The organism is Zoogloea sp., assembly GCF_041914405.1.
GTDB lineage: Bacteria > Pseudomonadota > Gammaproteobacteria > Burkholderiales > Rhodocyclaceae > Zoogloea.
Map to the genome: position 1 here is coordinate 52720 of NZ_JAYSDK010000024.1, position 14595 is coordinate 67314.

Genomic DNA, 14595 nt, shown 5'->3' on the forward strand with positions numbered 1-14595 from the left:
TTCCAGGGTCGTCGCATCGGTGGTCGACAGGTCGGTGGCATTCGCGCTCAGCTTGATGGTACTGCCGCCAGCTGAAGTGATGTTAGAAATTGCCACCGTCGTGGATGCTGTTACACCACCACGGACAAAAGTTGCTGTACCGTCAGATGCAACCGTAAAGGTGATGTCACCAGCCGCAGTACCACCAAACGCCAGCGTGCCCGCATTATTAGTCACCGTAAACGTCGGACTAGCCGTTCCCGCGACCGGATCGGTCAGGTAGGGCTCCATCACGTTCAAATCGCTCAGCACACCATTGCCAAGGTGGTTGGCAAAGATACCTGGGTTGGAGGTCGCGTCTTCCGTGGCATGCACATAGCCCGCAATTGTTCTGCTCGACGAACTCGTCGCATTGGGATCGCTGGTTACTTGCGACAAGAAGGTCCGCGCCACAGCCGCTGCGGTGTCACCCTCATACTGACGGACTTGGTTGGTGAAGTTGTTGGCTGCCGCCAGTTTGTTCTGGATCAACGGCGCATCCTGTCCGCTCGCACCCTTCAACACCTCCAGTGCAAGCATGCCCAGAGACAAACCATTCGATACGGCATTTACGTAGAAATCAAGGCCAGCAGGATCGGGAGCACGGTTCAAAACATGCTCATAAATAGCCGTTACACGCGCTTGAATTGACCCCATTGGTCCGAACAACGCTTGCGATTCAGGAGAGTTGGCAAAGCCAGAAACAATCCGACTCGCATCTCCGCTCGCCGATTCAAACTGTTGGGCCCAGTAATTCAGGCCTGCGTAATCAGCCGGGCGCCCAAAATAGGCAATATAAAGCTGCTGAACTTCATTAACGTAATCTTGTGCAGGCACCGAAACATCCTTATCCAGAACGGTTATAAAATCACCACGTGATTGCCACCACCTTGTTACACCGTGAAGATGGTAACCGCATTAAACCCCCACACCAAGCCTCAGTGTGCACTGCGCGCTTTCCAAGTTCAGGTCATCAAGAGGGTCTGAGCACCTGGCCGCAGCCTCCTCCCCAGCCTATCCCAAAGTCCAGCAGCACCGCAGGGCTTCTCTCCCCCAGTGGGGGCGAACTCATTCGCCCAAACACGCCAGGCCAAGCCAGGCACAAGGCTCACCGTGGAGGCGTACGAACAGTTCGCCAGCCACGCCGCCGGAACATTCTTTCACGCCACAAAACCCTCTATTCATATGGTAAAAAGGTTTTTTCATATGAAAAAAGTGCTGCATCACATGACAAAACCAGCGGGATACGCCACCCAATCCCTCAGCCATATGTCGAAAACGTTCAGCCACATGCCAGAACCATTCCGACACGTGACGCAGGCATTCTGTCATGTGTCGGAATCATCCAGCGGCGTGTCGCACACTTTTTGTCATGTGAAAAAATCGGTTTGTGGCGTGACGCAGTGTTTTTTCCATATGACAAAACACGTTTGACAGATGGGAAAAACAGTTTTTCATGATGGGGAATCATTTTTTCAGGTGAAGAAACCATTCTTCCATATGAAAAACGGGAGTGTCAGGAATTTTGTGTTCGAGGCGAGTTTCGGGTGATCCCGGCCATGGCCGGGATCACCCGGCTTGCCGTCGCCTGCGCCCGTCGTAACGGAAGCGGCGGTCGCCAGGGAGGCAATACCAGTCCGAAGCACGCCGACATCAACATAACCCGAAAGGCATTCTTGAAGATGTACCGGAGCGGAGGACGTCCTCAAGCTACTGCGCTTCCTCCACCGTCTTAAGGTCGGGCGTCAGCAATGCTGAATGTGAAGTAGAGAGTTCAGTCTTGGCTGACCGATTTTCTCCACGCAGCGCCTAGAGCACACTTAAGAACTCCAATACGTCCAACCACAACGCCAAATGCTTTAGTTACATGCCAAAAACCTGAGCCATACACTTCAGGTAGTCCGCCACGCAGTGCATGTATTTCGTCATTCAGCACAATCATTTATTGGCGTTAAGCACGCCTTTTGTTATTAAAAATTGGATTACTCTATCGCGTAGTGCGATTTTTCATATAAAACCATTAGTCCACATGAGCAGAGCAATCTAGGCGACATCTACCCAGCCTTCGAGGCTTCTCTTGATGAAATAGAATTACTTTGTCTCCGCAGCATTTATCGCAATTGCAATACGTGACTCTTGAGATGCATTGGTTTCGACCCGGTGCTCAAGCCAATGCGGAAAGACGTACAGTTGTCCGGGCTTCGGTTGGCACCCAACGTCGTTTGAACAATTACAACCTGAACCTGGAAATGAGGTGAGCACGACCCCTGGCCGGGGATCGCGAAACACTATGCCTCCACTACCATCAGGAACGGTCAAGTAAAAGCAACCAGACAAAAGTGCGTTCGGATGGGCATGAAGCATATTGTGCCCCCCGGTGTCGTGCATATTTACCCAAGCTTGCAAGCCAAAACTAATGGCTTTAGTGGGCTTCATTTCGGTAATGGCATGCCTGAAACACTGAAGCGCAATGTCTCGCAAAGGGGCAAATATGGGCTGATCGAACAGCGTTGGCGCGCTATTCCATCCACTTCTGTTTGAGCGCCCTGCTGGCAAAGGCGCCTCGGCACGCCATGAACGAATAGCACGCTCCCATGCGGCAAAGTTTTCCGCCAACCCACCCAATTCAAATTGCCATATCCGCGTTACAAAAAGATCATTGGGAACTACTTGAATATTCATCGTGAGCCTTCCTGGTAGGCGCGTCTCCTGAGACGCCGAACTTTTTCCGCCAGGCGACGGCGCCTTACCACGCTATTTCCAGATGGAGTTGCCTACAGCTATACCGTCATGCTGAAAAATACAACTAAAAAACCCCCGACTCCTCGTGAGAGTCGGGGGTTTTACAGGCTTTCACCTTAAGCACCTACCAAAGGGCAGGTGCCAGTCTTTCAAGCGATTAAGCTTGACCGTTCAGAGCCAGCGCCAGCAGAGTGGTGTCAACCGTGCCGGTGAGCTTGATCAGCACGTCAGAACCATCAACTTGACCAACGGCAGCGCCATTACCAACGGCCTGATCGGCAAACACATACGTATTGCCGCCATACTGGAAGGTCACGTGAGCAGCGGTGTTGTTGGCTTCACCCAAAACGATGTCAGTCAGCACCTGACCCAGAGTCTTAGCTTGCTGAGCAGTCGTCAGGTCGTACTTGGCGAAATCGACAAGTGCTCCATTAGCAGCAGCAACATTAAGAACCGTGATCGAGTCAGACTTAGCGAAGTCCAGCGTACCCGCGGTAGAACCAGCAACCAGATTCAGACCAGTCACAGTATCGGTATGGGCTTGGCTGGAGCCGAGAGAACCCAAGCTAGCGCCGAACGTCAGCGAGTCCTTACCGCTCCCCAAGGTAATGGTTTCGACAGTTGCTTCGTTGCTCGTGGTGTAAGAAAGACCAGCAGTAGCTGCACCCTTGGTGTGGTTGTCAGCCGTCACGGTGTAGGTGCCACCCAGTTGGGAAGCATCAACCGTTGCCAGCTTGCCGGTTGCTTCGTTGGTGACCTGAGCCGAACCGTTACCCTTCAGGGTCAGGGAGGTCAGACCACCCAGAGTCGTGAAGTTATTGTCAGCCTTCGTGTCGTTGGCGTCGATGGAGATGCTGGCAATGTTGTCGTGCAGGGTGGTACCAGCAGCATCAGCATCAACGGCGTTGGTCAGGGTAACGACGGCGGTCTTGACGTCACCATTCAGGGCAGAGCCCACATTGGCGGCACTACCATGACTAGTCGTTGCAACAGCAGCAACCGTCAGGTTGACCGTGTCAGCGCTGGCGGTGACAGCCGATTCATCAGCCTTTTCAGTGATGTTCAGGGTGCCGCCATAGATCACGGCAGCATTCGCCGTCGCAGCGGTGTAACCGGCAGCAGTGGCGGTCAGCGTGTCGAAAGCAACGATAGACTGGTCAGCGGCAACCTTGGTGATCGTGCTGTTACCAGCGTTGTCCGCATCGAAGGTGAAAGACTTATAGCCCGTCATCTTGGAAGCATCAACGGTAGCCGCAGAGGTGAACTCGATCGACTGGAAATTCTTCAAGGTGTCGTTCAGAGCGATGTAGTCCTGAGCGACCGGGGTCAGACCGGCCATAACGATGGTGTTGGAGCCAGCACCGCCATCGATCACGTCCGTCGTAGCAACGGAAGACAGACCGGAAGACAGCACGACCTTGTCATCGCCTGCACCAGCGTTGACGGTGTAGGTCACCTTGGTGTCTGCAGCGCGGTTCAGCGTAACGGTGTCGTTGCCGTCACCAGCATCCACGGTCACGGTGCTAGCAACAGTGGCAGCGGTGTATCCGTTACCGCTGTTATTTGACAGATCAACGTAAATCTTGTCGTCGCCTGCGCCCGTCGTAACGGAAGCGGCAGTGGTCGTGGCGCTCCACAGCGTGTCCAGACCAACCACATCGTTACCAGAACCAGTCGTCAGGGAGGCAATACCCGTAGCGTTAGCGACAGCATTGTTGGTGACATTAAAGGTGATGCCACCGGTAGAGGCAGATGCATTCACCGTGTTGACGGAAGCGGTGTTGTTCGCAACGTTGCCAACCGTCAAGGAGGTCTTGACTGCGGTGTTCACAGCAACGGAGGTAACGGCCGTACCCGCATTGACGGTCAGGTTCAGAGAGGCAGCAGCCTTGCCAGCAGCGGTGTCAGCCTGGGCAACGGTACCGGAAACGGTCACGCTGTTCAGCGCCTTGCCTTCAACGGTCAGAACGGCTTGGTTTTCAACGGTGCCATTACCGGTAGCGGCATCGCCAATCACAGCATCCAGCGCAACCTTGGCGGTAGCGGCAGCATCAGCAGCGGTTACGGTCAGATTAGCCTGAGCGGTCGCGGCAACACCCTTGAAACCAGCGGTCGTGCCATCAGCCAGCTTCTCTACATTGGCAGCCTTGGAGATCTGGTTGATCGCGGTCGCACCAACGAACTTGGAGGCGTCGACAGCGTTGTTAGCGTTGTTCAGCGTGGTAGCAGCGGCAGTAGCACCGGTGTTGTCGATGTTGATGGTCTCGACATTCTTGACAGTGCCTTGCAGCGAGCCGTTGTAGGTATTGCCGTTAACAGTCTTGACTTCGATGTTCAGCGTGTCGTTGCCAGCGCCACCGTCAATGGTGTCAACAGAATTCAGGGTGGTCACGTCGGCACCGGTCACGCTGTTGAAAGCGTAAGCGTTGATGGTGTCGTTACCGTTAGTGCCGGGAATGGTGTCCAGACCTTGAGTGAGCGTGAAGGAGTCGCCGTGGCTGTTAGAGCCAGTGCTCACGACGTTGGCAACGTTGGTGTCGACGTTGGTAACGTAAGTGGTCTGGGAAGCAGCATCGACCACGGTCGCCAGCTGGGTGCGGGCCTGCGTGGCGGCGGCAGCGCCGGCATAGCCGATGATTTCAGCGGTGGTGTCGACCGCGGCGGTGAAGGCGTTGGCGGCAGCGATCTTGGCGTTCAGGGTGGTGACGTCGGTGCCGGTGGCGCCGTTGGCGATGGTCAGCGCGATGCCGGCCAGCGTGAAGGTGCCGGCGTTCAGACCTTCGACATAGTACTTCAGGCCAGCGACATCGGCGTCACGGCCGAAAAGCTGCTTGTACAGGTTGTTGACAGCAGCAGCAGCGCCCAGGTTGCCGTAGATGTTGGTGGCTTCGGTGGAGGTACCGAAAGCGTTGATCACAGCAGCGGCGTCGCCGTTGGCAGCGTCGATCGCGTCAGCCCAGTAAGACTGGCCCAGCGGGTCAGCAGGACGACCGTAGTAAGCGATGTAGATTTTTTGGACCAGGTCCAGGCTTTCTTGCGTTGCCATATAGCTTCTCCGAGTTAAGACAAATAAATGCTAGGGCATATTCACTCGACTATGGACTGCCACGCCGGAGCGAACGACAAGCCGCACATTACCGGCGGTACTTTCGCCACGGTGTGACCACCATCACAAAATCGCAGATTGCCTATTTTGCGACTGCAAACCCATGGTCTAGGCATGCCTCGCCGAGTAAAAATAGCACGGCAATATATCACACGCCCATTCGAGGCTCGCGTAGACCCCGCGCCTGCAATAAAATGAAGCATATTCAAAGGCAGGCATTATCATGCATAGCGCTTTACGTCTCCTTCTCCAGCGGCAGGCTGGGGTCGCAGCCGCCCTGGTTTCGGCCTGTTTCGGCGCCTGGGCCGGCACCGCAGCAGAGGTCACATTCGTCGCGGGCAAGGTGCAGGCCGGCACCCCGGCGCGTGCCCTGCGGGCGGGCGATGCGGTGCAGGAGGGCGAGCGCCTGATCACTGGTCCGGATGGTTACCTTTATCTGCGGACTGCCGATCGCGGCTTCCTGATCCTTCGCCCCAACACCGAGGCGCAGATTACCCAGTACCAGTACGACCCGGCCAGGCCGACGGAGACCCGCGCCAAGATCGAGTTGCTGCGTGGCGTGGCGCGGGCCGTGTCGGGCCAGGGCGTGCAACAGGCCAAGGAGCATTTCCGCTTCAACACGCCAGTTGCCGCCATTGGCATCCGCGGCACCGACTTCTCCGTCTATACGGATTCCGCTATTTCCCGGGCAACGGTGCGTAGCGGCGCCATTGCCATGAGCGGCTTCGGCGGCGACTGCGCGCCCAGCGGCAGCGGCCCCTGCTCCGGCGCAGTGGAGCTTTCCGCCCATACACCGGACGCCATCTTGCAAATCCACAGCGGCCAGACCCGGCCGGAACAGCTCGATGTGCGCTCACGCTCACTTGCCCCTGATCGCATCGCGCCGCCGATGGTGGATGAACTGGTCGGCAAGGGTTCCGGCCACCCGACGACCGACCGCGGCCCGCAGGCCGGGCAGTTGCCTACCCCGGAAAGCGCGCCAGCCCCTACGCCCACGCCGCCTGTTGTCGTTACTCCGCCGCCCACACCAGACCCGACCCTGCCGGCCGATGCACCGAGGCTGGTCAATTGGGGACGCTGGACGGCCGTGGCCAATCTTCCCGCGAATACAAAAGTCACCGACGCCATGCTGAGCGACGGCAGCCTGATTTCGCAGCTGGGACCGTTTGCCCTGATCAAGGGCGCGGGCGCAGCAACCACGCTACCGCGCGAAGGCACAGCCAGTTTTGTACTGCGCGACCATGAAGGCTATTTCACCAGCACGGCCAGCGGTGCCGTGCTTGAAAACGCGGTGGCGAGCAACGCCAGCCTGAACATCGATTTTGCGAAAAGAACCTTCCAGACCGGCATGACGCTCACCGGCGCGACCTTGCAGACCACCGTAAAAGCAAGCGGCTCGGTCGGCTCCAGCGGACTGATGGCCAGCGATTTCATGAAGTCTGACACGTACATCCGCGGCACCCTGGCCGGCCCGCAGGGCAGCCAGGCAGCCTATCTCTACCAGAAGGCGGTAACAGAGCAGATCAACGCGGTCGGCGCGACCTACTGGACACGTTGAAGACCTCGCGACACCTCTCGCGCTCCCGTTCCGGGCTTGAGGGTTTGCTGTGCTGAGGCGCCCCGGCAAGGGGCGTATGGCCGCTTTGGCCCTGTCCGCCTGCCTGGCCATCGGCCTCAGCAGCTGGAGTACGCCGCCCGCATTCATCGCCAACCTCGACGAAAGCCTGCGCGACACCGCCATACGCGCCGCGACCCACGATACAGCTGAAACACGGCTGACAGTTGTAGATATTGACGACGACAGCCTGGCCAGCGTGGAACGCTGGCCGTGGCGGCGCACGACGCTGGCCACGCTAGTTGAAACCGTTCTGTCCGACTATGGTGCTGCGGCGGTGGCGTTGGACATGGTGTTGCCCGAGGCAGGAGACCCTGCGGGCGACGATCGCCTGAACGCCCTGGCAAACAGCGGCCCTTTGGTGCTGGCGGCCGCACTGGATTTTGTTGCCCGCGACCGCCCTCTGCATATCGGCACGCTGAGCGGCGGCCTGCCGCCCTCCGCGCTGCACGACAGACTGACACCCCACCCTGCGACCGGCTGGATTGCCAACCATGGCGGACTGAGAACGGCAAATTGCGTCGGCAGCATCGGCTTTGCCCCAGATCCGGACGGGATCGTGCGCCGCCTGCCGCTGTTTGCACAGGCGGAAGGCAACGCCTACCCCAGCCTGAGTCTAGCGCTGCTGTCTGACTGCACAGATCAGGGTGCGCTGGCAGGCGCCGCCAAGCTGACGGATATGCGAGGAGACTGGCGCCTGCCGTACCGGTACGGACTCAGCTCCTACACTGTGGTGCCGGCGCGCGCCGTCCTAGAACATGGGGCGCCAAGGACGCTCCTGGAAGGACGCCGGGTTCTGATCGGAGCGTCGGCACTGGGACTGACGGATCGGGTCGCCACACCCTTACACCCCTCCACCACCGGGGTGATGGTGCATGCTGTGGCGCTCTCCGCGCTGCTCGATGCGCAGGAAACGCCACCCCTGCCGGCCTGGCTGCACCCGCTCCCTGTCGCCTGGCTGCTGGCGACTCTGGCCGGCCTGACCCTGCTCGCCGCTCTGAGCGGTGCCAAGCGCACCTTCACGGGCATCGTGGCCTGCGGCCTGCTGTGGCTCGCGGTGGTCTGGGGTTGCATCCGGATCGGGATTCCGGTGTCGCCACTGGCCGGCTTTGCCGCCTATGTCTGCCTCGCAGGCCTGGTGCTGCCCTATGAGTGGAGCCGCCAGCAGAAAGAAGCCCGCCGCCTCCGCCGCACCTTCGAGCACTACGTCGCAAAGTCGGTGCTGGACGAATTGTTGCGTCACCCGGACATGGATTCGCTCACCCCCGCCTATCGGGACGTAACCGTGCTGGTCGCCGACATGGAAGGCTACTCCGGCCACACCGAGCGCCTGTCGCTGGAAGCCGCGGGCGAGCTGACGCGGGACTTCCTGTCCTGCCTGACCGAACCCATCATCCGGCTGGAAGGCACGCTGGACAAATACACCGGAGACGGTCTGGTGGCCTTCTGGGGCGCACCGATCAACGACCCACAACACGCCGACCATGCGCTGGACGCTGCCCGGGCAATTCTCGAACGCATGGCGGAATTCAACCGGCAACGGGCGGAAAAGGGTGAAATGCCAATCCGCGCCCGCATCGGCATTGAAAGCGGTCGGGCGCTGGTCGGCGACCTGGGCACGCCCTTCCGCAGCACCTATACGGCGGTCGGAGACTGCATCAACATCGCATCACGCCTGCAGGAAATGGGCCGCAACTACCCGTGGGACGTGCTGATCGGCGATGCAACGGTAGCCCTCACCACTCACCATGCCCTGAGGCCCGTGGCCACCTTACCGATCCGGGGATTAAAGCAAACCGTAGGCGTGTACCGGTTCGCGACTCGGGAGGAGGCATCATGAAGCGCGGCGGCTGGCTCGCCTGCGTATGCATCACGTTTTTACTGTCTTGCGCTGCCGGAGCAGCCTCTACCAGCCCGGCGAACAGTGACGAACGGCGCTACCGGGACGCACTCTCGGCGCTAGAGAATCAGGATCCGGACTCGGCGATGACCCAATTGGAATCACTCATTACCGATCTGCCGGATCACGCCGGCGCATGGCTGGACCTAGCCATCCTTGTTTGCCAGAGCGGCGCCCAGAACCGCGCTGAAGAGTTGTTTCGCCATATCGAAGAACGCTTCTCGCCTCCGCCGGCCATCCGCGAGGTGATCACGCGCTACCGCAACACTGGCTGCCCCAAGCCTCACCCCAACAAGTTGCGCGGTCAATTAAGCGTCAGCCTAGGCCGCGACACCAATGCCACCCTCGGCGTCCCTTACGGGCAAGTTCTCCTTGGCCCAACGGGCAACACCTTCGAGGTTCAAGTCGCCGCCAACCAACGCTCCAAGGATTCGATCGTCGCGGGGCTTGAGGGTGAATTGAGCATTCCCGTCGGTCCCTATGGCACGACGCTCTTTGGCTATCTGTCCGGGCGGCGCTTTCCTTCGGCCGCCTCTTTCGACACCAGCACCTGGGCAGCCGCAGTGACGCAGCCGGTTCCTTGGCGCACGGGACAAGCCTCACTGCTGTCAGCAGGCCTCGTGCACTCGCGCATGGACGGCAAGAGCTTCCAGAACAGCGCCTATCTGAACTGGATCGAGCCCCTAAGCATGCGGGGCGACGATATGGAATGGGCTTTGGATCTGAGCGGCGTGCAGAACCGCTATGAAGTGAACCGGGCTTTTGATTCGCGGGTTCTGGAAATACGTCTTCAGCACAGTGGAAAGCTGGGCGCAGGACGCTATGTTCTCGGAGCGGGCCGGGTACAGGATAACGCCGAAGCCAACCGTCCGGGCGGAGACCGCGAGGGTTGGAGCATGCAGCTGAATCTGGCCTACCCTATGGCGCATGGCAGCCGCCTGGAAGTCTTCATGCGTGAGCAGCGCCTCAAGGGCTCCGAAGAGTACGCTCCTGGCATCATTTCAACCCATCGGGCATCCGTCACCCGCCAGAGCCGCATCACTTACGCCCATCCGGTTTCGTCCCAGGAAGAGTGGCGCGTTCAGGCCCGCCGCCTGGAAAACCACGACAACATCCCGCTCTTCGAATACACCAGCAATGCGCTCGAAGGCGTGTGGTCCTACTCTTGGCGTTGAGCCAGGCGGCGGGCAAGCAGAACGGTCCCGCCGAAGCGGACAGCCCTGCCCACACGCCCGATCGGGCAATCAGACCTTGTAGTAGGAGCGGTACCAATCGACGAAACGCCCGACCCCGACTGGCACCGGCGTCGCGGGTGCGAAGCCAGTCCATGCGTTGAGTTCGTCGGTGTTAGCGTAGGTAGCCGGCACATCGCCGTCCTGCAGCGGCAGGAAGTTCTTCTCGGCCTTCACGCCGAGGGCACCCTCGATGGCCTCGACAAAGGCCATCAGCTCGACCGGGTCGTTGTTGCCGATGTTGAAGACCCGGTAGGGTACGTTGCTGCGGCCCGGATCGGGTTGGTCGGCGTTGTAGGCCGGGTCGGCGGCTGCAGTGTGGTCGAGGGTCTTGACCACGCCCTGCACGATGTCGTCGATGTAGGTGAAGTCGCGCTTCATCTTGCCGTGGTTGAACACGTCGATGGCGCGCCCTTCAAGGATCGCCTTGGTGAACAGGAACAGGGCCATGTCGGGGCGTCCCCACGGCCCATACACCGTGAAGAAGCGCAGCCCGGTGGTGGGCAGGCCGTACAGGTGGCTGTAAGTGTGGGCCATCAGCTCGTTGGCCTTCTTGGTGGCGGCGTAGATGCTGACCGGGTGATCGACGCTGTCGTGCTCTGAGAACGGCATCTTGGTGTTGCCGCCATACACGCTGGAGCTGCTGGCATACACCAGGTGCTGCACCTTGTTGTGGCGGCAGCCTTCAAGAATGTTCATGAAGCCGACCAGGTTGCTTTCGACGTAGGCGTGGGGGTTGACCAGCGAGTAGCGCACACCGGCCTGGGCCGCCAGGTGGATGACGCGGTCGAACTTCTCTTCGGCGAACAGCTTCTCCATGCCTTCCCGGTCGGCCACATCCAGCTTCACGAAGCGGAAGTTCTCGTGGGGGGTCAGGCGGGCCAGGCGGTCGTGCTTGAGCTGGACGTCGTAGTAGTCGTTGAGGTTGTCGATACCGACGACCTGGTCGCCACGGCCCAGCAGGACCTGGCTGGTGTGCATGCCGATGAAACCGGCGGCGCCGGTAACGAGGATTTTCATGGTTGCGGGAATGCCTGGGTAGTTGAAATCGGGGCCGGCCGGCGCCGCCAGAAAAAAGGACGCACGAATAAATCGGCCAATAGGCCGGCATTTTCGCACGGCCACATGGCAGGGTAAATCGGCGTCCTACCCTATCCGTGCGTTCCGCTACGACTTTATACTGCCGCCTCCGCACGACCCTCGCGTCCCTTGATTCCTCGCCTTCTCTATACCGCCGTCTGGTACCTGGCTGCACCGCTGATCCTGCTGCGCCTGGCCTGGCGTGCGCGCCGTCAGCCCGAGTACCTGCGCCACCTGGGCGAACGCATCGGCCGCTACCGTACCCGCACTGCCGGCCCGCTGATCTGGCTCCACGCGGTATCGGTCGGCGAGACCCGTGCCTGTGCGCCGCTGCTGCGCGCACTGCTTGACGCCCACCCGGAACACGGCGTGCTGCTGACCCACATGACCCCCACCGGCCGTGCCACCGCCGCAGAGCTGTTCGGCGAGCTCGCGCCGCGGGTGCAGAGCGTCTATCTCCCCTACGATTTCCCGTGGGCAGTGCGGCGCTTCCTGCGCCGCTACCACCCGGACGTCGGCATCCTGATGGAAACCGAGCTGTGGCCCAACTTGGTGGAGGCCTGCCGGCGCAGCGGCACGCCGCTGGCGATGGTCAACGCCCGCTTGTCTGAACGCTCCGCGCGCGGCTACCGGCGCATCGGCCGGCTGGCCAGCGACGCGTTTGCACACCTCACCAAGGTGGGCGCCCAGAGCGAGGGCGACCGCCGCCGGCTGGCCGAGCTCGGCGCCGCCACCGCGGCGGTCACCGGCAACATCAAGTTCGACATCGAGGCCCCGGCGGCCCTGCTGGAACTGGGCCAGCGCTTCCGCAACGGCTTCGGCCAGCGCCGCGTCCTGCTCGCCGCCAGTACCCGCGACGGCGAAGAGGGACCGCAGCTGGAAGCCTTCGCGCAGCTGGCGCCACCGGACGTGCTGCTGGTGATCGTGCCGCGCCATCCCCAGCGCTTCGACGAGGTCGCCCGCCTGATCAAACGCAGCGGCCTCACGATGCAGCGCCGCTCGGAAGACCGGCCGCTGGCCGCCGACACCCGCGTGTGGCTCGGCGACTCGATGGGCGAGATGTATGCGTATTACGCCGCCGCCGACGTGGCGCTGATCGGCGGTTCGTGGGAAAAGCTCGGCGGGCAGAACCCCATCGAGGCCAGCGCGGTCGGCTGCCCGGTGATCGTCGGCCCGCACACCTTCAACTTCACGGCAGTCTGCGAACAGGCCATCGAGGCCGGCGCCGCGCTGCGCGCCACCGACATCGAAGCCGGACTACGGGATGCCGTTGAACTCCTGGACGACGCGCCGCGCCGTCAGGCCATCGGCGAAGCCGGGCGCGCCTTTGCCCGCGCCCACCGGGGTGCCACCGCGCGCACGGTGGAACTGCTGGCGCCCCTCATCGCGGCACGCCAGCGCGCCACTGAGGCTTACTGAACGGACGCCAACAGGTAGTCCAACGCCCAGCCGGCGAAGATTGCCCCGCCAACCCAATTGTTGTGCAGGAAGGCCTTGAAGCACTTGGGCCGGTCGCGCTCACGGATCAGCGTGTAGTGATAAACCATGATCCCTGCCGCCACCGCCAGCCCGGCCAGGAACACCACGCCGCGGCCGGTGTGCAGGCCAGACCAGCCGATCAGTGCCAGCGTCACCGCGTAGCAAGTCATCACGGCCGCCACGTCGTAGCGGCCAAAGGTAATCGCCGAGGTCTTGATGCCGATCTTGAGGTCGTCCGGACGATCAACCATTGCGTACTCGGTGTCGTAGGCCACCGCCCAGAACACGTTGGCCACCAGCATCACCCAGGCCACCGCCGGCACCTCGCCCTGCAATGCGGCAAAGCCCATCGGAATGCCGAAACCGAAGGCGATCCCCAGATAAGCCTGCGGGATCGCCAGGAAACGCTTGGTGTAGGGGTAACTGCCGGCGAGGAACACCGCTGGCACGCTGAGCGCGATGGTCAGTCCGTTGAGTGGCAGGATCAGCAGCAGGGACACCAGCGCCAGGCCGGCGGCCAGCAGCAGGGCCTCCTTCGGCGTCACCCGCCGTGCCGCAAGGGGACGATTACGGGTGCGCTCCACATGGCCGTCGAAGTCCTTGTCGGCATAGTCGTTGATCACGCAGCCGGCGGAGCGCATCAGGAAGGTGCCGATCGTGAAGATCGCCACCACCAGCGGCGACGGCTGCCCCTCGCCGGCCACCCACAGGGCCCACAGCGTCGGCCACAGCAGCAACAAAGTGCCGATGGGCTTGTCGATGCGCATCAGCTTGCCGTATTCGGAGACTCGTTCGGAAAAGGTCAGACTCATCATGGTGCCAGGCTCCCGATCGCGGGCAAAAAGACTTCAGTGATCAACAGCGGAGAGCCGCTGCGGTGAAAGACGGAACGGCGTGCCCACAAGGGCGGCAACGCTGGCCGGCCGGTGGCACGCCGCGCATCGTGCCAGCGCGGATCGCGGGCATCCAGTCGGGCCGCCTCCAGCGGCGAACGGCGCACCCGCGGATCGTCGAACAGCACCGCCGCCAACGGCCGCCCGCCCAGCTGGCGCAACAGGTGCCAGGCGGCCGGAATCGACGTACCGGCGACCAGCGACCGCGCGAACACCACCGGCTCCCCATCGGCAAGCAGCAAAACCTCTCGCTGCCACAGGTCGCCGTGGCGATGCACGCCCAGCGCAGCCATCTCGTCGGGCAGCACGACGCCCTTGCCCTGGCTCACCACCTTGAGGGAAAACCGCCCGCAGCGGGCACGGATGCGGGCCGTCAACGAACTGTCGTCGGTCAGCCAGCCGCGCATGCCGCGCGGCGCACGCCATGCCGCCATGCGAAAAGGGTCACGGCCCGGAAAATGGGCGAGGGTCATCGGAACTCGGGGATGCGAAGGGAAGCGGGCCGTATTGTAGTGGGCGAGCCATGCGGG

11 protein-coding genes are annotated in these 14595 nt (G+C 61.3%); 4 read left to right on the top strand and 7 right to left on the bottom strand.

Translation table 11 applies throughout. The features are described from left to right. The 4 genes from ACE3RX_RS14970 to ACE3RX_RS14985 all read right to left on the bottom strand — a co-directional run. The coding region (locus tag ACE3RX_RS14970) for a DUF4214 domain-containing protein (protein ID WP_374485338.1) at positions 1 to 855 on the bottom strand (855 nt) is incomplete at its 3' end. A gap of 231 nt (positions 856 to 1086) precedes the next feature. Continuing rightward, positions 1087 to 1350 carry a hypothetical protein gene (locus tag ACE3RX_RS14975; protein WP_374485340.1) on the bottom strand — a complete coding sequence of 88 codons (264 nt, stop codon included), beginning with the start codon at positions 1348 to 1350 and terminating at the stop codon, positions 1087 to 1089. Between the two features lie 759 nt (positions 1351 to 2109). Continuing rightward, complete coding sequence (locus ACE3RX_RS14980) at positions 2110 to 2700, bottom strand: TIGR02466 family protein (RefSeq protein ID WP_374485343.1); 591 nt, start codon at positions 2698 to 2700, stop codon at positions 2110 to 2112. Positions 2701 to 2917: 217 nt separating this feature from the next. Then, on the bottom strand, positions 2918 to 5806 hold the full coding sequence (locus ACE3RX_RS14985; RefSeq protein ID WP_374485346.1) for a DUF4214 domain-containing protein: 2889 nt from the start codon (positions 5804 to 5806) through the stop codon (positions 2918 to 2920). A gap of 283 nt (positions 5807 to 6089) precedes the next feature. On the opposite strand from ACE3RX_RS14985, the gene ACE3RX_RS14990 reads away from it, so the two are divergent. The 3 genes from ACE3RX_RS14990 to ACE3RX_RS15000 all read left to right on the top strand — a co-directional run bounded on the left by ACE3RX_RS14990 (position 6090) and on the right by ACE3RX_RS15000 (position 10556). Next, positions 6090 to 7424 carry a FecR domain-containing protein gene (locus ACE3RX_RS14990; protein WP_374485351.1) on the top strand — a complete coding sequence of 445 codons (1335 nt, stop codon included), beginning with the start codon at positions 6090 to 6092 and terminating at the stop codon, positions 7422 to 7424. Between the two features lie 76 nt (positions 7425 to 7500). Then, complete coding sequence (locus ACE3RX_RS14995; protein ID WP_374485353.1) at positions 7501 to 9321, top strand: CHASE2 domain-containing protein; 1821 nt, start codon at positions 7501 to 7503, stop codon at positions 9319 to 9321. Further along, positions 9318 to 10556 carry a tetratricopeptide repeat protein gene (locus ACE3RX_RS15000; protein ID WP_374485355.1) on the top strand — a complete coding sequence of 413 codons (1239 nt, stop codon included), beginning with the start codon at positions 9318 to 9320 and terminating at the stop codon, positions 10554 to 10556. The genes ACE3RX_RS14995 and ACE3RX_RS15000 overlap by 4 nt, the downstream gene beginning before the upstream one ends. A 69-nt stretch (positions 10557 to 10625) precedes the next feature. Here ACE3RX_RS15000 and ACE3RX_RS15005 read toward each other — a convergent pair whose 3' ends face one another. After that, positions 10626 to 11633 carry an NAD-dependent epimerase gene (locus ACE3RX_RS15005; RefSeq protein ID WP_374485359.1) on the bottom strand — a complete coding sequence of 336 codons (1008 nt, stop codon included), beginning with the start codon at positions 11631 to 11633 and terminating at the stop codon, positions 10626 to 10628. Positions 11634 to 11822: 189 nt separating this feature from the next. Between ACE3RX_RS15005 and waaA the strand changes: the two genes are divergently transcribed. Continuing rightward, the gene (gene waaA, locus ACE3RX_RS15010; protein WP_374485363.1) at positions 11823 to 13112 is read left to right on the top strand and encodes a lipid IV(A) 3-deoxy-D-manno-octulosonic acid transferase; all 1290 of its coding nucleotides are present in this window, start codon (positions 11823 to 11825) and stop codon (positions 13110 to 13112) included. Here the strand turns inward: waaA and ubiA are convergent. Both ubiA and ACE3RX_RS15020 read right to left on the bottom strand, forming a co-directional pair. Then, positions 13106 to 13987 (bottom strand): 4-hydroxybenzoate octaprenyltransferase, encoded by an 882-nt coding sequence (gene ubiA / locus ACE3RX_RS15015; protein WP_374485367.1) that lies wholly within the window; start codon positions 13985 to 13987, stop codon positions 13106 to 13108. The genes waaA and ubiA overlap by 7 nt on opposite strands. Beyond that, positions 13984 to 14538 carry a chorismate lyase gene (locus ACE3RX_RS15020; protein WP_374485369.1) on the bottom strand — a complete coding sequence of 185 codons (555 nt, stop codon included), beginning with the start codon at positions 14536 to 14538 and terminating at the stop codon, positions 13984 to 13986. The genes ubiA and ACE3RX_RS15020 overlap by 4 nt, the downstream gene beginning before the upstream one ends. Positions 14539 to 14595 lie beyond the last annotated feature (57 nt).